This is a genomic window from Chthoniobacterales bacterium (genome assembly GCA_036569045.1).
Classification (GTDB): domain Bacteria; phylum Verrucomicrobiota; class Verrucomicrobiia; order Chthoniobacterales; family JAATET01; genus JAATET01.
Genome location: DATCRI010000052.1, coordinates 1 through 20,531 on the forward strand (window position 1 = coordinate 1; position 20,531 = coordinate 20,531).

Here is a 20,531-nt window from a genome sequence, read left to right on the forward strand (position 1 = left end):
CGCCAGAATGGCCCGAACAAATCTCCTTCCGCTCACGGCTTCGCTCCCATCCTGGCAATTCGCGCGCGCAGGCGCTTCTCGAAGTCCGGCAGCTTCGTCTCGCCATCGGTCAGCACGGCTCGCGACCGGCCACCGTTCCGCCACAACCGCAAGCCTGCCGCGCGCGTTTCGCGAGCGCCTCGAGGTCGGCCGCGGTGAAGTGCGCCGCGAAGTCGCTGGCGACAACCACGGTCTTCCCGCCCCGGCCGGACTTCTCCCGACGCAGGACGACGCGACCGGGGGAAATCCGGGATTTCGGACCGGGGATTTCGGATTCCGCGGGGCCCGCGGGCAGGCCGTCCAATTGGAGGGCGGCGAAAGGGTTCGCCGCGAGCGGTTGCTGCGATTGGGAGACGGGAATCTTTTTCGCCACGTCGGAAGAATTAGCGCGGGAAAGCACGAAGGCCACGGAGAAATTCCCCGTGGCCTTCGCGGTCAATTTTGCGGATCGCGTTACTTCGCGGCGCGCTTGCGGGCGTTCGCGTCGAGGATCTTCTTGCGGAGGCGGAGCGTCTTCGGCGTGGCCTCGACGTATTCGTCGGGCGCGATGTATTCCAGCGACCGCTCGAGGCTCATGACGAGCGGAGGCGCAAGCGAGATGCCCTTGCCGTCGCCCTGCGAACGCATGTTCGTGAGCTTCTTGGCCTTGCAGGGATTCACCGGCATGTCGTCCGCGCGGGCGTTTTCGCCCACGATCATGCCTTCGTAGATTTCCTCCTGGGGCCCGATGAAGAGGCGGCCGCGCTCCTGGATGGACTCCAGCGCGTAGGCCATGCTGGTGCCGCCTTCCATGGAGACGAGCACGCCGCGGCTGCGGCTGGGGATGTCGCCCTTGTGCGGGCCGTATTCCTTGAAGAGGTGCGAGGCGATGCCGTGGCCCTTCGTGACGTTCACGAGGTCGGTCTCGAAGCCGATCAAACCACGCGTCGGGATGGTGGCCTCGACGAGCACGCTGTGCGGGTTGTGCTCCATGTTCACGATGTCGGCCTTGCGGCCGGCAAGCGACTGAAGGATGTCGCCGAGGTTGTCCGGCGGCACGTCGACGTAGAGGCTCTCGATCGGCTCGAGCAGGTTGCCGGCTTCATCACGCTGGAAAATGACCTCGGGGCGCGAGACGAGAATCTCGAAACCCTCGCGGCGCATCTGCTCGACGAGCACGGCGATCTGCATTTCGCCACGGGCCTTCACGTCGAACTGCGCGGCGTTGTCCGTCTCCGAGACGTTGATCGAGACGTTTGTGCGCGTCTCCTTGATGAGGCGGTCCTTGATCTGGCGGGCGGTGAGCAACTTGCCCTCGCGACCGGCCAGCGGGCCGTCGTTCACGCAAATCTTCATCGCGATGGTGGGAGGGTCGATGTCCACGAACGGCAGCGCCTCGCGGTCTTCGCTATCGACGAGCGTCTCGCCGATGAAGATTTCCTCGAAGCCCGTGATGCCCACGATGTCGCCGGCGCCGGCGCTCTCGATCTGGATCTTCTCGAGACCCGCATGGCTGAAGAGCGCCGTGACGTTCTTGCGCTCCTTCGTGCCGTCCTTGTGCACGCAGACGATCGGCTGGCCGACCTTCACGCTGCCGCTGATGATGCGGCCGTAGGCGATTCGGCCGAGGTAGTCGCTGTAGTCGAGGTTCGAGACGAGGAACTGGAAGAAATCCTGGTCGGCCTTCGGCGGCGGCGGAATGTGCTTCACGATCGCCTCGTAGAGCGGCTCCATGTTGTCGCTCTCCTCGTCGACCTCGTTCTTGGCAAAGCCCTGCTTGGCGGAGGCGTAGATATGCGGGAAGTCGAGCTGCTCGTCGTTCGCGTCGAGCTCGAGGAAGAGCTCGAACACCATGTCGAGCACCTTGTGCGGACGGGCGTTCTCGCGGTCGATCTTGTTGATGACGACGATCGGCTTGAGGCCGTTTTCCATCGCCTTCTTGAGCACGAACTTCGTCTGCGCCTGTGGGCCGTCGTGGCTATCGACGATGAGCAGCACGCCGTCGACCATCTTCATGATGCGCTCCACCTCGCCGCCAAAGTCGGCGTGGCCGGGAGTGTCGACGACGTTCACATGATAGTCCTTCCAGCGGAAGGCGGCGTTCTTGGCGCGAATGGTGATGCCTTTCTCGCGCTCGAGATCCATCGAGTCCATCATGCGCTCGTCGGTCTTTTGATTGGCGCGGAAGGTGCCAGCCTGCTTGAGGAGCTGGTCCACGAGCGTGGTCTTGCCATGGTCGACGTGAGCGATGATGGCGATGTTGCGAATATTATCCATAAAGAGTCCCCGCCCGGAAAAGCGGACGCGCACTATGTCGGCACTCCCCCGGCGTGTCAATGGGCGCGCAAGCCTCAATTTCGCCATCCTGGGGCAGCGAAAGTCACTCGCGAACGCGCAAACGAAGCTTCCGCCCGCGTTTACTGCATGCAGCAGCACCCACCGAGGACGGCGGCGGTCGCCAGCAAGGCGAGGCATTTCCAAAGAGCGGACATGCGCCGAAGCATTGCGACGAACGCACCCGAGTAAAGCGAAGAATTTGCACCCGACGCGGGAGTGACGTTATGTGGCGACATGCTTCGGATTTTCGCCCTGCTCGCGATCTGCATTCCCACCGCCCTCGGGGCGCAACTCCCCCTCAGCACGACCTTCAAGGGCACCGCGAAGTTCCATCGCCTCGTCTCCCAAGCCCAAAGCGAAAACTGGCGCGCTCTCCCCATCGGCGACCGCACCGCCCGCGTCGGCATGGCCCTGCTCGGCACGCCCTACGTGAACTACACCCTCGAGATCGACGACCACATCGAGGCCCCCAGCGTGAACCTCAACGGCCTCGACTGCTGGACCTTCTACGAGGTCTCCCTCGCCTTCGCCCGCATGATCAAGGCCAAGCCCGTCGGCGCCACCCCGCAGGACCTCCTCAAATACATCGAGCTCGAGCGCTACCGCGGCGGCAAATGCACCGGCAGCTACCTCTCCCGCATGCACTTCCTCGAGGAAGTCTTCGCCGACAACACCCGCCGCGGCCTTTCCGTGAACCCCACCCGCGACCTCGGCGGCGTGCGCATCTCCCGCAACATCACCGAGATGACCTCCGCCTGGCGCAGCTATCGCTACCTCGTCCACAACCGCAACCTCCTCCCCGGCATGGCCACCATCCAGCAGCGCGTCTCCGCTCTGCCCGTCTATTACATCCCCCGCTCCAAGGTCGCCGGCATCGAGAAATACCTCCGCAGCGGCGACATCATCGCCATCGTCTCCGCGGACCGCTCCGGCTACACCTCCCACGTCGGCATGGCCGTGAAGCGGCCCGACGGCACTCACTACATGCACGCCACCTCCAGCCGCAGCCACGGCCGCAAAGTCGTCCTCGACGACCGCATCTCCCAATACCTCAAACGCTCCAGCGACCATATCGGCATCATCGTCTACCGTCCGCTGGATATTTAAATCAGGCGGCTGATCGCGTCGCTTCGTCCCCGATTCTTCAGAAGAACCACCCTTCTCGAAATGCAGAAGGGGCCGCCACACGACGAAGGCAGCCTTCGAAAAACGCGGAAAGGCCTTTCTTCCGCCTCAGATGGCATTCCGAAAACCCGGAATGGCCTGCCACACGGCGAAAACCGCCTTCCGCAGACGCGGAATGCCCCGTCACACGCCGGAGTTGGCATTCCCCAAACCCGGAATGCCCCTCCCCATGGCTGAAGGAGGCCTCCAAGGATTGCGAACGGCCGTCCTTCGAGGAAGCCGAATGGGAAATCAGGCCGCCGGAGGGCAGGGCGGCCGGGGTCGGGCGGCCCGGGCCTGGCGGCGCTCCACGAAGCCCATGATCACGACGTAGAACACGGGCGTGAGCATGAGGCCGAAGAAGGTGACTCCCAGCATGCCGGAGAAGACCGCCGTGCCGAGGGCCTGCCGCATCTCCGCACCGGCGCCGCTGGCCAGCATGAGCGGCAGCACGCCGAGCACGAAGGCGAAGGACGTCATCAAAATCGGGCGCAGGCGCAGGTGGCAGGCCTCGACGGCGGCGTCGAAGCGCGATTTGCCGTCGCGTTCCTGGATCTGCTTCGCAAACTCGACGATGAGGATGGCGTTCTTGCACGCGAGGCCGACGAGCACGATGAAGCCGACCTGCGTGAGGATATTGTTGTCGAGGCCGCGCAACCACACGCCACTGATGCCCGCGAGCAGGCACATCGGGACGATGAGGATGATGGCGAGGGGCAGCGACCAGCTCTCGTATTGCGCGGCGAGCGTGAGGAAGACGAAGAGCACGCAGAGCGGAAAGATCAGCACGGCGGTGTTGCCGGCGATGATCTGCTGGAAGGCGATATCGGTCCACTCGAAGCCAAAGCCGGCGGGCAGCTTCTCCTTCGCGACCTTTTTGACGGCGTCGATGGCCTGGCCCGAGCTGAAGCCCGGCAACGTGTCGCCGCTGACATCCGCGGCGGGATACAGGTTGTAACGGACGACGCGATCGGGGCCGGTCTTTTCCTGGATGTTCACGAGCGAGCCGAGCGGCACGATCGCGCCGCTGGTGCTGCGGGTCTTGAGCTGGGCTATGTCCTCGGGGCTGTCACGGAAGCGGGCCTCGCCCTGCGCGGTGACGCGGTAGGTTCGGCCGAAGAGGTTGAGCTCGTTGACGAATTCCGACCCGAGATAGACCTGCAGCGTGGCGAAGATTTCCTCGAGCGGAACGCCGAGCTTCTTGGCCTTCTCGCGGTCGATGTCCGCGTAGATCTGCGGGGTGGAGACGCGGAATGGCGAGAAGATGGAGGTGAGTCCCGGCGTCTCGCGGAGCGCGGCGGCGAATTTGTCCACGGCCTGCTGGAGCGCGCCCAACCCGGCGCCCGAGCGATCCTGCACGAAGAGCTTGAAGCCGCCGCCGGTGCCGAGGCCGCGCACGGGCGGCGGCGGGATGACGACGATGATGGCATCCGGAATGGCGGCGAATTTCTTGCGCAGCGCGGCCATGATTTCCAGGCCGCTCTGGTGGCCGGCTTTCACGCGTTCGTCGAAGGGCTTGAAGGGCGTGAAGACGGCGCCAGCATTCGAGGCGTTGGCGCGGGTGGCGCCAGAGAAGCCGGCGAAGGCGACGGCGTCGAGCACACCGGGAGTCTCCAGCGCGAGGCGAGTGACTTCCTTCACGACGGCGTCGGTGCGCTCGAGCGAAGCGCCGTCGGGCAGCTGGATGGCGACGATGCCGTAGCCCTGATCGACCGGCGGAATGAAGCCGATGGGAACCTTGGTGAAGGCGTAATACGTGAAGCCGAGCAGGAGCGCGTAAACGACAAGAGCGAGCGCGGATTTGCGAATGATGCGGCTAACGGCGCTCGAGTAGCGGTGCGAGATCCAGTCGAAGAAGCGGTTGAACCCGCGAAAGAACCAGCCGAAGAGGAAATTCCACAGCCGGGTGAACCAGTCGCAGGTGTCATCTTTCGACCGCAGCAGGATCGCGCCGAGCGCGGGGCTGAGCGTGAGCGAGACAAACGCGGAAATGACCGTGGAGACGGCGATCGTGAGCGCGAACTGCTGGTAGAACAGGCCGGTGATGCCCGAAACGAACGCGGTGGGGATGAACACCGCCGACAGCACGAGGGCGACGGAGATCACCGGGCCGCCGACCTCCTCCATCGCGCGGAAGGCGGAGTCCTTCGGGCTCATGCCTTCCTCGATGTGGCGCTCGATGTTTTCGACGACCACGATGGCGTCGTCGACGACGATGCCGATGGCGAGCACGAGACCAAAGAGGGTGAGGTTGTTCAGCGAGAAGCCGAGCGCGGCCATTACGGCGAATGTGCCGATGAGCGACACGGGAATCGCGATGAGCGGGATCACCGAGGCCCGCCAGCTCTGCAGGAAGACCATGATGACAATGACGACGAGGATGACCGCCTCGAAGATCGTGTGCACGACGGCGTTGATGGACTCCTGAATGAACGTCGTGGGGTCGTAGATGATGCGGTATTCCAGCCCGGGCGGGAAATCGGCGCTGAGTTCCCTGATCTTCGCGCGCACGGCTTCCGCGGTAGCGAGGGCGTTCGATCCCGGACGCTGCTGGACGATCATCGCCACGGCCGGTTTCCCACCGAGGTAACTGTTCACCGAGTAGTCGAGCGCGGCGAGCTCTACCCGCGCGACGTCGCGCACCTTGACGATGCGCCCGGAGGTGCCGGTCTTCACGACGATGTCCTTGAACTGCTCGGGATCCGTGAGCCGCCCGAGCGTGGTGACCGTGTATTGGAACGAATTTCCCCTGGGCACGGGCTGCTGCCCGATCACGCCGGCCGCGACCTGGACATTCTGCTCCTGCAACGCCTTCACGACGTCGGTCGCCGTGAGGTCGAGGCTACTCAGCTTGTCGGCGTCGAGCCAGACGCGCATGCTGTATTCGCGGCCGCCGACGACGTTGATCTGCCCGACGCCATCGAGGCGGCGAAGCTGCTCGCGGACCTGCAGGAACGCGTAGTTACTGATGTAGAGCTGGTCGTAGCGGTTGTCGGGCGAGATGAGGTGCACGACGAGCAGCAGGTCGGGCGAGCTCTTGTCGACCTTCACGCCGATGCGCCGAACTTCCTCGGGCAATCGCGGCTCCGCGATGGCGACGCGGTTCTGCACAAGCACCTGCGCGGTATCGAGATTCGTGCCGATCTTGAAGGTGATCGTGATGTTGAGCTGCCCGTCGGCCGTGGCCTGCGACGAGAGATACAGCATGTTTTCCACGCCGTTGATCTCCTGCTCGATCGGCGTGGCGACCGTGTCGGCGATCACCTCGGGATTCGCTCCGGGATACGACGCCGTCACGACGATCGTGGGCGGCACGACGTTGGGATACTGCGCGATCGGCAGTTGCGGAAACGAGATGGCCCCGACGATCACGATGACCATCGAGAGCACGGCCGCGAAGATCGGCCGCTCGATGAAAAAGCGCGAAATGTTCATGAAGCCTTCTTGTCGGAAGGCGGGACGGAGCCGTCGCCCTTGGTTTCGTCGGGCCGGGCATCGACCGTCGCCCCCGGGCGCACGCGCTGGAGGCCGCGGGTCACCACCTTCTCCCCGGTCTCGAGGCCCTCGCGGATCACCCGCAACCCCTCGTAAATCGGCCCGAGCGTGACCTTGCGGTAATCGACCGTGCCGTCGGGCTTCACGACATTTACGAACTTGTTCGACTGGTCTGTGATGATTGCCTGATCGGGCACGAGCACAGCCTCGTATTCTCCGGAACCAGCCAGCCGCACGCGGGCAAACATCCCGGGCGTGAGCTGCAGATCGGCGTTCGGGAAAACCGCGCGCCCCTGAATCGTGGACGTCTGCTCGTCGAGCGCGTTCTCGACGAAGTTCATTTTTCCCTTGTGCGAAAACGTGTCTTCGTCAGCGAGTTGCAATTCGACGGGATTCGCGGTCGTGCGCGAGCTGGGGCGCTTTCCTTCACGAGCAAGTCGCTGGTATTTGAGATACGCGCGCTCGTCGGCCTCGAAATAGCAATAGATGGGGTCCAGCGAAACGATCGTCGTGAGGAGCGTGGGATTCGACGCGTCACTGCCGGTGATGAGGTTACCCTCGGTGACGAGCTTTCGACTGATTCGACCACTGATCGGCGCCGTGACGCGCGTGAAGCTGAGATTGAGTTTCGCTTCGTTGTAGTCGGCCTGCGCGGACTGGTAGGCGGCCTGGGCCTGCAGCAGCTCGTTGCGTCGGGAATCGATCTCCTCCTGCGCGATCACCTTGTCCGCAGCGAGCTTGACCGTGCGTTTGTCGTTGAGCTGGGCGAGTTTGAGCTTGGCGTCTGCCTGCTGGAGATCACCGCCCGCGCGCTCGAATTTCGCCTCGTAGGGGCGGGGATCGATGACGAAGAGCAAATCTCCGGCCTTCACGAACTGGCCATCGGTGAAATGCACGGACTCGAGTGTGCCGCTCACGCGAGCCGCCACATCGACCTTGTCGATCGCCGCCAGTCGACCGGTGTATTCGTCCCATTCGACAATTTTCTTGCCGATGGCCGGGGTCACGAAGACCACCGGCTTCACCGCCGCCGGCGGAGTCGTCGGTTTTCCGCAGCCCGCCAATCCCACTCCCCCGACCACCAGAAGCGAGAGCCGGGTTATCGTCCGAATAATGCCATTCACTGGCGCGAAACTAGGCCGAGGTTCGACCATCGTCAAACGACCTGACCGCTTTTAAAGCAAAGCTCCCGAACTATTCGCCTCCGCGTCTGGCGGATTTTCTTGACGGAAATTGAGCGATGTGGTGGAAAGTGGGGCGAAGTGGAGCCCAGTGGTATGTAAACCCTAAGCCCGAATGCCAACGGAATCAACAAGCGGAACGATTTACGCCGGAGAATTTCTTCGCACGATGGATGCGAAGAACCGCGTAACCGTTCCTTCCGAATGGCTCGGGAAAGAAGGCGAAGTGTTCTTCGTCCTTCCGGCGAAAGAAAAACTCAGCGTCATGCCGGCTGCGGAACTTGCCCGCCAGGAGCAGACGGTGAACGAAATGCTTCCCGCCGGCGCCCAGCGCCAGGAGATGATCCGCCGGATCTACAGTTCCGCCCGCCGGTTGGAGCCGGACAAGCAGGGCAGAATCCTGCTGCCCGACGAATATTGCAAGCGTGCCGACCTGAATGGCGAAGTCGCCTTCGTCGGCGTGAAGGACAAGTTCGAGATCTGGAGTGCCGCGAAACGGTCGAACGAGGCGCAGAAAGAACCGGAATACACCGAAGATCAGCTCAAGGTCCTGGAGGCATTGGGACTCGAGCAATGACGACTTTCGCCGAATGAGGACGCCCCGCTGATGAGCAAGGCCGGTCGCAAGTTTTTCTGCGGATTCTCCGCCTCGAAAGACGCGAACGGTCAGCCCGCCGGCGCCGCCATCCTCAAACTCAAACCACGCAATGCATATGAACTGCTTGGACTTCGAAGACCCGCTCGACCTGCTCTTGGAAAACTCTGAGCCCGCGCCTGGCTGCATGGACTACCACATTCCCGTCCTCGCCGAGGAGGTCGTCACCTTCCTGCGGCCCGCTCCCGGCATCCTGTTCCTCGACGGCACTCTTGGCGGAGGCGGCCATTCCGAGCGGTTGCTGCAAGCCGGCGCTCGCGTGATCGCGCTCGACCGCGATACGGACGCCCTCACCTTTGCCGGCGAGCGCCTTGCGCCCTTTGCCCATCGCCTCACCCTGCGCCAGGCGAACTACGCCGACGCCGGCGCCGTGCTCGATTCCCTGGGGATCGAAAAGATCGGCGGTGCGTTGATCGACATCGGCGTGTCCTCGCACCAGCTGGATACCGCCGGCCGCGGCTTCTCCCTCATGCACGATGGCCCGCTCGACATGCGCATGGGCACGGACACCCCGCTGACCGCCGCGCATCTCGTGAACGAAGCTTCGCCCGAGGAACTCATCCGCATCCTGCGCGAATATGGCGAGGAGAACTCCGCCACCCGCATCGTAGCCCACCTCGTGGATCGCCGTCGCACCCAGCGTTTCGAGACCACCGGCCAGCTCGCCGAGGCCGTTTCCGAGGTCATCCCCCGCACCGGCCGGCGCCACCCGGCCACGCGCGTGTTCCAGGCCCTGCGCATCGCCGTGAACGACGAGCTCGGCTCGCTCCAGCGCGGCCTCGACGCGATCAGCGGCCGACTCGCCCGCGGAGCGCGCTTTGGCGTGATCACCTTTCACTCGCTCGAGGACCGCATCGTGAAGCGTTACTTCAAGCACCGCAGCTCCGAGTGGCTCGACCGCCCCGAGTGGCCGGAGCCTCGCCGCAATCCCGACCGCGTCTTCCGTCTTTTGACTCCGCATCCCATCGATCCCTCGCCCGAGGAGATCGAGGCCAATCCACGCGCCCGCAGCGCCAAACTTCGCATCGTCGAGCACATCTAAAAGCCATGAATGCCACTTTGAATCGTCCCCGCACCGGTCGCTCCTCCAGCCGCGCGATCAATTCCGTCCAGCTCTCCCGCGTGTTCCTGTTCTTCCTCGTTGCCCTCGTCGCCGGCGGCGCCGGGCTGTGCTACGTCTCCCTCAAGAACACCCAGCACGCCCTCGGCGACCGCGTCCGTGAGACCGAGCGCCAGCTCCGCGAATTCCGCGATCGCAACCACGACTACGCCAGCCGCATCGAGAGCCTGTCCTCCCGCATGGCCCTGCGCCGCAAGCTCGAGTCTGGCTTCATCGCGATGATCCCCGTGCCTGCCACGGCCATCGCCCGCCTTTCCCCCCCCGCCGTCGCGACGCCTGATGGCGAGCTGCGCACGGCCTCCGTCGTCAACCCCCTCATGCGTCCGTGAGGTGGAATGCCCATACTCGGATCACTCTTGCCAGCGCGTTCCTCGGGCTGCTTTTTACCGGTTTTTCGTCGCGGCTGATTTATATCGCCGTCGCCAAACACGACGAATACTCGACCCTCGCGGCCGAGAAGAACTCCATCCGGCAGACAATCCCGGCCCGCCGGGGGCTAATCTATGATCGCAATGGCGAGGTGCTCGCGGAGAATTCCCCCGTGCGCACCGCCTTCGCCGACGGCACGCACATCGAGGATCCCCGCAAGGTCGCCGAAATCGTCGCGCCGTTTCTCCAGATCCCGGTCGATGAACTGACCGCCAAGATCACGACCCCGCGCCGCTACGCCGTGCTCCGCCACGAGGTGCCGGCCGAGATCGCGTTCAAGATCACCCGCGCTCTGGAGGCCGCGAAGCTGCGCGGCATCTATTTCGAGAACGACAGCATCCGCGTGCACCCGAACGGCTCGATGCTCTGCCACGTGATGGGCTTCCTCAATCACGAGCGCCAGGGCATCCAGGGCGTCGAGGCCGCGATGGACGAATACCTCAGCGGGCAGGACGGCTTCCGCTACATCGAGCGCGACCGCACCGGCCAGGAGCTCGTCGTGTATCGTGGCCAGGAACGCGAGGCGCGAAATGGCCTCAATGTCACCCTCACGATCGACATGGGCCTACAATCCATCGTCGAGGACGAACTCGACGCAGCGGTGAAGACGCTCAAGCCGCAGACCGCCGTGTGCATCATGGCCGACCCGAAGACCGGCGAAATCCTCGCAATGGCGAGCCGCCCGAACTTCGAACCCGACTCCATCGGCACCGCGAAGCCCGAGCAGATGAAGAACCACTCCGTGATCGACATGTTCGAGCCCGGTTCGACCTTCAAGATCGTCGTCGCCTCCGCCGCGCTCAACGAAGGCATCATCAATACCGAGACCCGCATCAACTGCGAAGGCGGTCGCTTCGCCTATGGCGGCAAGATTCTCCGCGACCACCATGGTTACGGGTCCATCCCGGTGCACGACATCCTCATGAAGTCGTCGAACATCGGCTCCGCCAAGATGGCGCTGATGATGGGCGAGCAGACCTTCTACGAATACATGAAGCGCTTTGGCTTTGGCGAACGCACGGGCATCGAGCTCCCCGGTGAAATCACCGGCCTCGTGCCGCCGCCCTCGCGCTGGGACAAGCTCACCATCACCCGTATGCCGATGGGTCAGGCCGTCGGCGTGACCGCCCTGCAGGCCGTGCAGGCCATGAGCGTGATCGCCAACGGCGGCAAGCTCATCGCCCCGCACATCGTAAAGTCGCTTTCCGACGTCGATGGCAAGGTCATCCGCGAGTTCCGGCCCGCCGTCATCCGCGAGGTGGTGAATTCGCAGACCGCCGCGATCGTCAGCAACGCCCTCGCTGACGTCGTCAGCCCCAAAGGCACCGCAATCCTCGCCTCGGTCCCCGGTTTCCGCGTCGCGGGCAAGACCGGCACCGCCCAGATCGCCAAGCCCGGCGGCGGCTACTACGAAAACAAATACCTCGCGTCGTTCCTCGGTTACATGCCGCAGGAAGACCCGGCCTTCGTCTGCCTCGTCATGATCCAGGATCCGAAGGTCGGCCCCGAGCTTTACTACGGCGGCCTCGTCGCCGCCCCGATCTTCGCGCGCATCGCCGAGCGCGCCGCCCGCTATCTCGATCTCCAGCCCGTCATGCGCGCCGAAGCCGTCACCCAGGTGGTTTCGAACGTCAAGGACAAGGGAGACGCCGTCGACCAATGAGCCTGACCCTCGATAAACTTCTCGAAAAAGCCGGCGTGCAACCGCCACCCGGCGCCGCCGACGCGCGCATCGACGCCGTCTGCTACGACTCCCGCCGCGCCGCGGCGGGCTCGCTGTTTTTTGCCCTGCCCGGGGCCCAGGCCGACGGCGCGAAGTTCGCGCTCGATGCCGTCGCCCGCGGCGCGACCGCCGTGCTCGCCGAATCGCCCATTCCCGGCTGCACCGTGCCCCAGGCGCTCGTCTCGAATGCCCGTGAGGCCATGGCGGATGTCTCCCGCGCCTTCTACGGAGATCCCTCCGCCAGCCTGCGCACGGTCGGCATCACAGGCACGAACGGCAAGACGACCACCGCCTTCCTCGTCAAGCATCTGCTCGACGCCGCCCAGCTCCGCTGCGGCCTGCTCGGCACCATCCGCTACGTCGTCGGCGACGAATCGCTGCCCGCCGCCCGCACCACGCCGGAGTCCGCCGACGTGCAGGAGCTCTTCGCCAGGATGCGCGACGCCGGCAGTCGCGCCGTCGCGATGGAAGTCTCCAGCCACGCCCTCGCCCAGCACCGCGTGCGCGGCGTCGCCTGGGACGCGGCGGTCTTCACGAATCTCACGCAGGACCATCTCGATTATCACAAGACGATGGACCGGTATTTCGACGCGAAGGCTTCGCTCTTCGAGACAATGTATCACCAGAAGGGCAAGCGCGGCAAAAGCGTGATCAATCTCGACGATCGCTACGGCCAGCGCCTGCTCGAGCGTCTGCCGAAGCCCGCAAAACCGATCACCTACGGCCTTGGCGTGCGCGCCGAATTCCGCGCCATCGACGCGACGTTCGACGTCCATGGCACGAAATACAAACTCGAGGCCAAGGGGCGCCAATACCTCGTGCGCCTGCCGCTCATCGGCCGGTTCAACGTCTACAACTCTCTCGCCGCGCTCGCCGCGTCCACCGCGCTCGGCCTCGAGCTGCGCGCCGCCGTCACCGCCATGGCGAATGCCCCGCAGGTGCCCGGTCGCCTCGAGCGCGTGCCCGCCCGCCGCAATTTCTCCGTTTACGTCGACTATGCTCATACGGACGACGCCTTGACCAACGTCCTGAGCACGCTTCGCGATCTCGGTCCCCATCGCCTCATCGTGGTCTTCGGCTGCGGTGGCGATCGGGACCGCGCGAAGCGCCCTTTGATGGCTCGCGCTGCCGAGCAACTCGCGGACTACACGATTGTCACATCCGACAATCCCCGCACCGAGGATCCCGAGGCGATCCTCGCCGACATTCGCAAAGGCCTGCGCGGCGCCGCCCACGAGACCATCGTGGATCGCCGCGAGGCCATCTACCGCGCCATCGCGCTCGCCGGGGAAGGCGACGTCGTGCTCATCGCGGGCAAAGGCCACGAGACCTACCAGGAGGTCAATGGCCAGCGCACTCCCTTCGACGACGTTTCGGTTGCCCGAAACGCCATTGAAGCCAAACCCATCGAGCTCGACGAATAAACCTAACGCGCATGGACCCACTCCAACTCACAGAAATTGCCGAACTCTGCGGCGGCCACCTCATCGGCCGGGGCACGAAAATCGTGTCGCGCATTTCGAAGGACACTCGCGCCATCCAGCGCGGGGACCTCTACCTTGCGTTGCGCGGGGGCAATTTCGACGGGAACGAGTTCGTCCCGACCGCCATCGAGAAAGGCGCCGCCGCCGCCATCATCGACCGCGACATCGAAGTGCCCGCCGACTTCCCGGTCATCCGCGTCGCCGACGGCCAGACCGCTCTCCAGCGCCTCGCTGCCGCCTGGCGCGACCAGCTCACCCTGCGCGTCGTCGGCATCACCGGCAGCAGCGGCAAGACAAGCACCAAGGAATTCACCGCCGCCGTGCTCGGCGCGCGATTCACGGTCACCAAGACACACGGCAACCTCAACAATCACCTCGGCCTCCCTCTCACGATCCTCAGCGCGACCAGTTCCGACCAGGCCGCCGTCTGGGAAATGGGCATGAACCATCCCGGCGAGATCGCCCCCCTGGCCGCCCTTGCCCGGCCCGACGCCGCCATCGTGACGAACATCGGCGTCAGCCACATCGAGTTCTTCGGCAGCCGCAACGGCATCGCGGCCGAGAAGGGCGAACTCATCCGCGCCGTGCATCCTGACGGCGCCGTCATCATCCCCGCGGACGACGACTACGCCGACTTTCTCGCCGAACGCGGCCGCGGCCGCCGCATCATTCGCTGCGGCCTCTGCGAGGGCGCCGACGTTCGCGCCGAATCCATCGAACTTACCGCCAACGCCGCGGAATTCACCGTTCACGCGTTTGGCGAAAGCGCCCGGGCGGAACTGCCAGCCACCGGCGAGCACATGGTTCGCAATGCGCTGCTCGCCATCGCGGCCGGGCTCGACTTCGGCCTCTCGCTCGAGGAATGCCTCGCCGGCCTCGCCGACGCAAAGCTCACCGGCGGCCGCCTCGAGCAAAAGCTTATCCGCGGCGTGCGCTTCTTCGACGACACCTACAACGCGAATCCCGACTCCGTCGAAGCCGCCCTCAAAACGCTGGCCGCCGTGCCCGCCACCGGCCACCGCATCGCCGTTCTCGGCCGCATGGGCGAACTCGGCAGCTACGCGCTCACCGGTTACGAACGCGTCGGGCGCGCCGCCGCCGCCGCAGTGCAGACGCTCGTCGCCGTGGGGCCGGAGACCGCCCCGCTCAGTGCCGCCGCCCGCCGCGCCGGCCTCCGCAACCTTTACGAGGCCACCGATACGTCGGAGGCCGCCCGCGTGCTGCGCGACATCACCCACGAGGGGGATCTCGTGCTCGTGAAGGGCAGTCGCTCCGCCCACATGGAGCAAGTCCTCGGAGAATTCTGATGCTTTACTACCTCTACGACCTCAGCGAATCGCTGATCAAACAGGGCTTTGCCGGCGATCTGGCGAAAGCGCTCAATGTTCTTCAATACATCACCTTTCGGGCGATCTGCGCGGCGGTCACCGCCTTCCTGCTCTGCCTGTTCTTCGGCAACCGGGTCATCCGCAAACTCATTTCGCTGAAGTTCGGCCAGCCGATCCGCACCGCCGAGGAAGTGAACAAGCTATTCGAACTTCACGGCGCGAAAAAGGGGACCCCGACGATGGGGGGCATCCTCATTCTCGGCTCGGTCATCATTTCCTCCCTGCTCTGGGCTCGCCCGACGAACGGTTTCGTCTGGCTCGTCCTGATCTCGACCGTCTTCCTCGGCGGCATCGGCTTCTACGACGACTACCTCAAGATCGCGAAAAAAAGCTCCGACGGGATCAGCAGCCGTCTCAAGTTCGCGCTCCAATGCATCCTCGCCGCCGGCTTCACCGCGTTCTTCTTCCATGACGCGAAACTCTGGGAGCAGGCCCAGTCGCTTTATCTGCCGTTCTTCAAGGAACCGGTGCTCATGCACCTCGGATTCGGCGCCTTCATTCTTTATCTCCTTGTGATCGTCGGCACCTCGAACGCCGTGAACCTCACCGACGGTCTCGACGGCCTGGCCGCCGGGTGCAGCACCACCGTGGCCGCGACCTACGGGATGCTCGCCTACGTTGCCGCCACGGCTCCCGCCGCGCGTTATCTCCAGATCCCCGAGGTGCCCGAGGCTGGCGAACTCACCGTCCTCTGCCTCGCGCTCGCCGGCGCCTGTCTCGGTTTCCTCTGGTGGAACTGCCACCCGGCCCGCGTGTTCATGGGCGACACCGGCTCGCTGGCAATCGGCGGCATGCTCGGCGCCGTCGCCATCTGCACAAAGCAGGAGATCCTGCTCATCATCGTCGGCGGCGTGTTCGTCATCGAGGCCGGCTCCGTGATTCTGCAGGTCGCCAGCTTCAAACTCACCGGCAAGCGCATCTTCCGGATGTCGCCCATCCATCACCACTTCGAACTCAGCGGCTGGAAGGAAAGCACCGTCATCGTGCGCTTCTGGATCATGTCCATCCTCTTCGCGCTCATGGGCCTCGCGACCCTCAAACTCCGATGATCTACTCCGGAAAAAACGCGCTCGTTCTCGGTCTCGGTCACAGCGGAGAAGCCGCCGCCGCGCTGCTCAAGGAGGAAGGCGCCACCGTCACCGTCGCCGACAGCACCGACAATCCTAGCGTGCGCGAAAAGGCCGCAAAGCTGGAGACGCTCGGGATTCGCACGCTCCTCGGCGCCAACGCGGACGCGGATCCTGCATCCTACGACATCTGCATCCTCAGCCCGGGCATCGATCCCATCGTGCCGCTCGTGCGCAATGTCGTCGCGAAGGACATCCCGATCATCGGCGAGCTCGAGCTTGCCTTTCAGGAGTGCTCCTGCCCCTGCGTCGCCATCACCGGCACGAATGGCAAGACCACGACCACCGAGCTCACGACCGCCATGCTCCTCGGCTGCGGCGTTCGCACCATGGCCAGCGGCAACATCGGCCTGCCCTTTGCCACCGCCGTCCGCCAGAGCCACCAGCTCGACGTCATGGTTCTCGAGACGAGCTCGTTCCAGCTCGAGACGATCCGGCAATTCCGCCCGCACGTTGCCGTGTGGCTGAACCTCAGTGCGAACCATCTCGATCGCTACCGCGACGTCGAGGAATACCGCACCGCGAAACTCCGCATCTTCGAGCAGCAGACCGACGACGACTACGCCGTGATCAACGCCCGCGAGTCGCTTCCGCCGCTCGCCGCGAAGACGCTCACCTTCAGCGCCTACACCGACGACGCCGATTTCACCCTGCGCGGCAGCGTCATCCATTTCCGCGGCACGCCCATTCTCGACCAGGCCAGGACGAAGCTCCCCGGCATCCACAACGCCGAGAATCTCATGGCCGCCTTCGCCATCGGCCATGCGCTGAACGTCGAGTTCGATCTCATGACCGCGGCCGTGCTCGACTACACCGCGCCCGCGCACCGCTGCGAATTCGTCCGCGACCTCGACGGCGTCCGCTGGATTAACGATTCGAAGGCCACGAACCTCGACGCCATGGAGAAGGCGATTCTTTCGCAGGACCGTCCGCTTGTCCTCATCGCCGGCGGCAAGGACAAGGGCTTCGAGTTCGACGACATCGCGCCACTCGTGAAGGAAAAGGTGCGCTCGGCCGTTCTCATCGGGGAAATGAAGGACCGCATCGCCGCCTCGTGGGCCGCCACGCCCAGCCAGAAGGCCGCCACCCTCGAGGAAGCCGTCGCCCTCGCCCGCATAACCGCCCGCCCCGGCGACGCCATCCTCTTCAGCCCCGGCACCTCTTCCTTCGACATGTTCCGCAACTACGGCGAACGCGGAAACCAGTTCAAAGCCGCCGTCAACGCTCTCACCTGAACCCTTCAACCGACGCCCAATCCAACCAACGACCCGCATGAAAATCCGCCTGCCGATCCGCAAGCCCGCCCCGCCGCGCCAGCGCCCGCCGAAGCTCAAGCTGAAAGCCAGCGTCGCTCGTTCGCGTCGCGCTCCGATCATCGAGGAAGAAGACGATTTCCTCGACGAGCCGGAGCCGAACATGAAGCTCTCGCACGCCTTCGTCGTGGTCCTCGTGCTCCACGTCATCGCCGTCGCCGGCGTCTTCGCCTTCAACTCCGTCAAGGCCCGCCAGGCGGACATTTTCTCCGCCTCGAAGGAATCCGCGCCCGCGCTCGCGCAAAGCACAAACGAAGCACCGCCCGCCGTGTCGGACGGCACCGCCGCCGACCCCTCCAACGGTTCGGCCATGCAACCGGAAAGCCCGGCGCCCGCCGCAACGGCCGCCGCCACCGCGACTCCCGCGGCTGTTCCGACTGCCTCCGGCGCGAAGACCCACGAAATGCAGCCCGGAGAGACGCTCACGAAGATCGCCGCGGAATATGGCGTGACGATCGCCGCGCTCCAGCAGGTGAATAACATCACCGATCCCACGAAGCTCCGCGCCGGCACCGTGCTCACGATTCCCGAGGGCGGCCATCCCGCGCCGGTCGCCGTTGCCCCCGTGGCCCAGCCCGCCGCCCCGACCGCGACGCCGACCGCCGAGAGCATCGCCGCCGCAGCCGCGATCAAGGATTCCGGCGAAGTCTACACCGTCGTGAAGGGCGACAACCCCGTGAAGATCGCCAAGAAGCTCCACGTTCCCTACGCGGACCTCATGACCCTCAACGGCAATCCCGACCCTCGCAAACTTCAGATCGGCCAGAAGTTCAAGATCCCGGCCAGCACGACCAAGAAATAAGACCGCCTCGTTGAAGACGTTCACCGCCATCCTGCAGCGACACGCCATTCACATTCTCCTGCTCGTCATCGCGGGGCTTGTGACTCTTGGCGTCGTGATGCTGTTCAGCACCAGCGCCTTTGCGAAGGATGCGCACGGCGACGTCTACTACTTCGTGAAGCGGCAGTGCTTCTGGCTCGCCATCGGCCTCACCGCCTGCACCTTCGGCGCGCTTGTCGATTATCACTTCTGGCAGAAGTGGTGGTGGGCGATCTTCCTCGGCGCGCTCCTGACCCTGGCGCTCTGCTTCGCCCCCCACATCGGACTCAAGATCAATGGCTCCCGCCGCTGGATCAGCCTCGGTTTCGCGAACTTCCAGCCCAGCGAATGCGCCAAGGTCGCCGCCATCCTCTTCCTCGCGTGGTGGTATGATCGCTTTGCTCCCCGCAAGCGCGAGTTCTGGTTCGGGTTCGTCTTCCCGATGGCCATCGTCGGCGTGATGCTCGCCCTCATCGTGATCGAAGTCGACCTCGGCGCCACCGCGCTCATCGGCGCAGCCATGGTCGGCACGATGTTCGTGGCCGGCGCCAGCCTCCGCTACCTCGGCACCAGCGCCATCGTCGGTCTTGTTGGCGTGATCTTCGTCGCCACGAAGATTCCCGAGCGCATGCAGCGCTTCCTCGCTTTCCTTCATCCCGAGCAATACCGCCTTACCGAGGGTCTCCAGCAATGGCAGGCGCTCATCGCGATCGGCTCGGGCGGCGTCCAGGGCCTCGGCCTCGGCAATGGCCGCCAGAAGATGCTCTACCTCCCCGAAGCCCACACCGACTTCATCTTCCCGATGATCGGCGAGGAACTCGGCCTTATCTTCACCCTGCTCATCGTCGGCTCGTATCTCGTGATCTGTGTCTGCGGCTACCTCGTCGCGATGAACGCGAAGGACCGCTTCGGCATGCTCGTCGGCTTTGGCTTCATCACCACGATTCTTCTGCAGGCCGCCGTGAACATCGGCATGACGACCTCCCTGCTGCCCAACAAGGGCATGCCGCTTCCCTTCATCAGCTTCGGCGGCTCGAACCTGATGATCTGCCTTTTCATGATCGGAGTGCTCATCAACATTCACCGCAACGGCCATCCCGTGCTCGCTCCCGTGGGACGAGTGCGCCTCGCCGCGAGGGTGACACCACGCATCTAGCGAATAGACTGTCCCGTTATGCGTGTTGTCATTGCCTGTGGCGGAACCGGAGGTCATCTCTTTCCCGGTCTTGCCGTCGCCCAAACTCTCAAGGACCGCGGCCACGAGCTGCTCCTGCTCGTCTCCGAGAAAGCCATCGACGCCCAGGCGTTGAAGGCCCACCCCGATTTCCGTTCCGAGAAACTGCCCTCCGTCGGCCTCCCGTCGGTCCTTTCACCGGCCTTCATCAAATTCGTTTCCCGCACCTGGGAAAGCATCGGCCAGTGCAAGCAGATCTACCGGAAGTTCCGGCCCGACGCCGTTCTCGGCATGGGCGGGTTCACGTCGACCGCTCCGCTTCTCGCCGGCCGTCTCACGAAGATCCCCACCTTCATCCACGAGTCGAATTCGATCCCCGGCAAGGCCAACAAACTCGCCGCGCGCTTCGTCGACCGCGTCCTCATCGGCTTCGACGCCTGCGAGCAATTCTTCCCCGCCGGGAAATGCTCCGTCGTCGGCACGCCCGTTCGCAAGGACCTGGGCGCCCGCATTCCGCGTGAGGAGGCGCTCCAGATCTTCCAGCTGGATCCCAATCGCCGCACCCTTCTCGTGATGGGAGGCAGCCAGGGCGCCGCCGGCATCAACCAGCTCCTCTACAAGGCCGCCCCGCTGCTCCGCGACGCGAATCTCCAGCTCATCCACCTCACCGGGGAACGCGAGGATCGCCTCGCCGCGGCCAACTACCTCCGCGAGGAAGTGCCGGCCTACGTCGCCCCCTTCCACCACCGCATGCAGGAAGTCTACTCGGCAGCCGACCTCGTCGTTTCCCGCGCCGGCGCCGCCAGCCTCAGCGAACTCTCGCACTTCGCCCTGCCCTCGATTCTCGTCCCCTACCCGCACGCGGCCGAGAATCATCAGGAGACCAACGCCGACATCTTCGTCGAGGCCGGCGCCGCCGAAAAATTCCTCGAATCCGGCACCACCCCCGACCAGCTCGCCCGCCGCATCACCGACCTGCTCACCGACGATACCGCCCGTGCCCACATGGCCGCCGCCGCGAAGGCCGCCGCTCCCGACGACGCCGCCGCCAAGGTGGCCGACGTCATCGAGGAAACCGTCCGCGCCAAAACCCGCTGATTCCC

Annotated in this window: 17 protein-coding genes; 12 read left to right on the top strand and 5 right to left on the bottom strand. The window is 64.7% G+C overall.

Features of this window, described 5'->3' with window-relative positions:
• Nucleotides 1–109 precede the first annotated feature (109 nt).
• The 3 genes from VIM61_09770 to VIM61_09780 all read right to left on the bottom strand — a co-directional run bounded on the left by VIM61_09770 (nt 110) and on the right by VIM61_09780 (nt 2,591).
• Nucleotides 110–439, bottom strand: a complete 330-nt coding sequence (locus VIM61_09770; protein ID HEY8900686.1) for a translation initiation factor — start codon at nt 437–439, stop codon at nt 110–112.
• 53 nt (nt 440–492) lie between these two features.
• Nucleotides 493–2,295 (bottom strand): translational GTPase TypA, encoded by a 1,803-nt coding sequence (gene typA, locus VIM61_09775; GenBank protein HEY8900687.1) that lies wholly within the window; start codon nt 2,293–2,295, stop codon nt 493–495.
• 140 nt (nt 2,296–2,435) lie between these two features.
• Complete coding sequence (locus tag VIM61_09780; protein ID HEY8900688.1) at nt 2,436–2,591, bottom strand: hypothetical protein; 156 nt, start codon at nt 2,589–2,591, stop codon at nt 2,436–2,438.
• On the opposite strand from VIM61_09780, the gene VIM61_09785 reads away from it, so the two are divergent.
• Nucleotides 2,590–3,462 carry an N-acetylmuramoyl-L-alanine amidase-like domain-containing protein gene (locus tag VIM61_09785; GenBank protein HEY8900689.1) on the top strand — a complete coding sequence of 291 codons (873 nt, stop codon included), beginning with the start codon at nt 2,590–2,592 and terminating at the stop codon, nt 3,460–3,462. The genes VIM61_09780 and VIM61_09785 overlap by 2 nt on opposite strands.
• Before the next feature lie 309 nt (nt 3,463–3,771).
• Here the strand turns inward: VIM61_09785 and VIM61_09790 are convergent, their stop codons facing one another.
• A complete protein-coding gene (locus VIM61_09790) occupies nt 3,772–6,954 on the bottom strand; it encodes a multidrug efflux RND transporter permease subunit (protein HEY8900690.1) in 3,183 nt (1,060 codons plus the stop codon).
• Nucleotides 6,951–8,039, bottom strand: coding sequence for an efflux RND transporter periplasmic adaptor subunit (locus VIM61_09795; protein ID HEY8900691.1), 1,089 nt, complete (start codon nt 8,037–8,039; stop codon nt 6,951–6,953). The genes VIM61_09790 and VIM61_09795 overlap by 4 nt, the downstream gene beginning before the upstream one ends.
• A gap of 325 nt (nt 8,040–8,364) precedes the next feature.
• On the opposite strand from VIM61_09795, the gene VIM61_09800 reads away from it, so the two are divergent.
• The 11 genes from VIM61_09800 (at nt 8,365) to murG (ending at nt 20,526) form a co-directional block, all read left to right on the top strand.
• Nucleotides 8,365–8,772 (top strand): hypothetical protein, encoded by a 408-nt coding sequence (locus VIM61_09800; protein HEY8900692.1) that lies wholly within the window; start codon nt 8,365–8,367, stop codon nt 8,770–8,772.
• A 136-nt stretch (nt 8,773–8,908) separates the two neighbouring features.
• The gene (rsmH, locus tag VIM61_09805; GenBank protein ID HEY8900693.1) at nt 8,909–9,892 is read left to right on the top strand and encodes a 16S rRNA (cytosine(1402)-N(4))-methyltransferase RsmH; all 984 of its coding nucleotides are present in this window, start codon (nt 8,909–8,911) and stop codon (nt 9,890–9,892) included.
• A 5-nt stretch (nt 9,893–9,897) separates the two neighbouring features.
• Nucleotides 9,898–10,299 (top strand): hypothetical protein, encoded by a 402-nt coding sequence (locus tag VIM61_09810; GenBank protein HEY8900694.1) that lies wholly within the window; start codon nt 9,898–9,900, stop codon nt 10,297–10,299.
• A complete protein-coding gene (locus VIM61_09815; GenBank protein ID HEY8900695.1) occupies nt 10,296–12,062 on the top strand; it encodes a penicillin-binding protein 2 in 1,767 nt (588 codons plus the stop codon). Before VIM61_09810 ends, VIM61_09815 begins: the two co-directional genes overlap by 4 nt.
• The gene (locus VIM61_09820) at nt 12,059–13,546 is read left to right on the top strand and encodes a UDP-N-acetylmuramoyl-L-alanyl-D-glutamate--2,6-diaminopimelate ligase (GenBank protein HEY8900696.1); all 1,488 of its coding nucleotides are present in this window, start codon (nt 12,059–12,061) and stop codon (nt 13,544–13,546) included. The genes VIM61_09815 and VIM61_09820 overlap by 4 nt, the downstream gene beginning before the upstream one ends.
• A gap of 11 nt (nt 13,547–13,557) precedes the next feature.
• Nucleotides 13,558–14,913 (top strand): UDP-N-acetylmuramoyl-tripeptide--D-alanyl-D-alanine ligase, encoded by a 1,356-nt coding sequence (gene murF, locus VIM61_09825; GenBank protein ID HEY8900697.1) that lies wholly within the window; start codon nt 13,558–13,560, stop codon nt 14,911–14,913.
• A complete protein-coding gene (gene mraY, locus VIM61_09830) occupies nt 14,913–16,043 on the top strand; it encodes a phospho-N-acetylmuramoyl-pentapeptide-transferase (protein ID HEY8900698.1) in 1,131 nt (376 codons plus the stop codon). Before murF ends, mraY begins: the two co-directional genes overlap by 1 nt.
• Nucleotides 16,040–17,356, top strand: coding sequence for a UDP-N-acetylmuramoyl-L-alanine--D-glutamate ligase (gene murD / locus VIM61_09835; GenBank protein HEY8900699.1), 1,317 nt, complete (start codon nt 16,040–16,042; stop codon nt 17,354–17,356). The genes mraY and murD overlap by 4 nt, the downstream gene beginning before the upstream one ends.
• 37 nt (nt 17,357–17,393) lie before the next feature.
• The gene (locus tag VIM61_09840) at nt 17,394–18,236 is read left to right on the top strand and encodes a LysM peptidoglycan-binding domain-containing protein (protein HEY8900700.1); all 843 of its coding nucleotides are present in this window, start codon (nt 17,394–17,396) and stop codon (nt 18,234–18,236) included.
• A gap of 10 nt (nt 18,237–18,246) precedes the next feature.
• On the top strand, nt 18,247–19,410 hold the full coding sequence (gene ftsW, locus VIM61_09845; protein HEY8900701.1) for a putative lipid II flippase FtsW: 1,164 nt from the start codon (nt 18,247–18,249) through the stop codon (nt 19,408–19,410).
• Nucleotides 19,411–19,428: 18 nt separating this feature from the next.
• Nucleotides 19,429–20,526: an undecaprenyldiphospho-muramoylpentapeptide beta-N-acetylglucosaminyltransferase gene (gene murG / locus VIM61_09850; protein HEY8900702.1), complete on the top strand. Its 1,098-nt coding sequence runs from the start codon at nt 19,429–19,431 to the stop codon at nt 20,524–20,526.
• The last annotated feature ends 5 nt before the right edge of the window (nt 20,527–20,531 follow it).

Coding starts and splice junctions, on each gene's coding strand:
- typA (HEY8900687.1), bottom strand. CDS start 2,295: ATGGATAATATTCGCAACATCGCCATCATCGCTCACGTCGACCATGGC.
- VIM61_09785 (HEY8900689.1), top strand. CDS start 2,590: ATGCTTCGGATTTTCGCCCTGCTCGCGATCTGCATTCCCACCGCCCTC.
- VIM61_09780 (HEY8900688.1), bottom strand. CDS start 2,591: ATGTCGCCACATAACGTCACTCCCGCGTCGGGTGCAAATTCTTCGCTT.
- VIM61_09790 (HEY8900690.1), bottom strand. CDS start 6,954: ATGAACATTTCGCGCTTTTTCATCGAGCGGCCGATCTTCGCGGCCGTG.
- VIM61_09800 (HEY8900692.1), top strand. CDS start 8,365: ATGGATGCGAAGAACCGCGTAACCGTTCCTTCCGAATGGCTCGGGAAA.
- rsmH (HEY8900693.1), top strand. CDS start 8,909: ATGAACTGCTTGGACTTCGAAGACCCGCTCGACCTGCTCTTGGAAAAC.
- VIM61_09810 (HEY8900694.1), top strand. CDS start 9,898: ATGAATGCCACTTTGAATCGTCCCCGCACCGGTCGCTCCTCCAGCCGC.
- VIM61_09820 (HEY8900696.1), top strand. CDS start 12,059: ATGAGCCTGACCCTCGATAAACTTCTCGAAAAAGCCGGCGTGCAACCG.
- murF (HEY8900697.1), top strand. CDS start 13,558: ATGGACCCACTCCAACTCACAGAAATTGCCGAACTCTGCGGCGGCCAC.
- mraY (HEY8900698.1), top strand. CDS start 14,913: ATGCTTTACTACCTCTACGACCTCAGCGAATCGCTGATCAAACAGGGC.
- murD (HEY8900699.1), top strand. CDS start 16,040: ATGATCTACTCCGGAAAAAACGCGCTCGTTCTCGGTCTCGGTCACAGC.
- VIM61_09840 (HEY8900700.1), top strand. CDS start 17,394: ATGAAAATCCGCCTGCCGATCCGCAAGCCCGCCCCGCCGCGCCAGCGC.
- murG (HEY8900702.1), top strand. CDS start 19,429: ATGCGTGTTGTCATTGCCTGTGGCGGAACCGGAGGTCATCTCTTTCCC.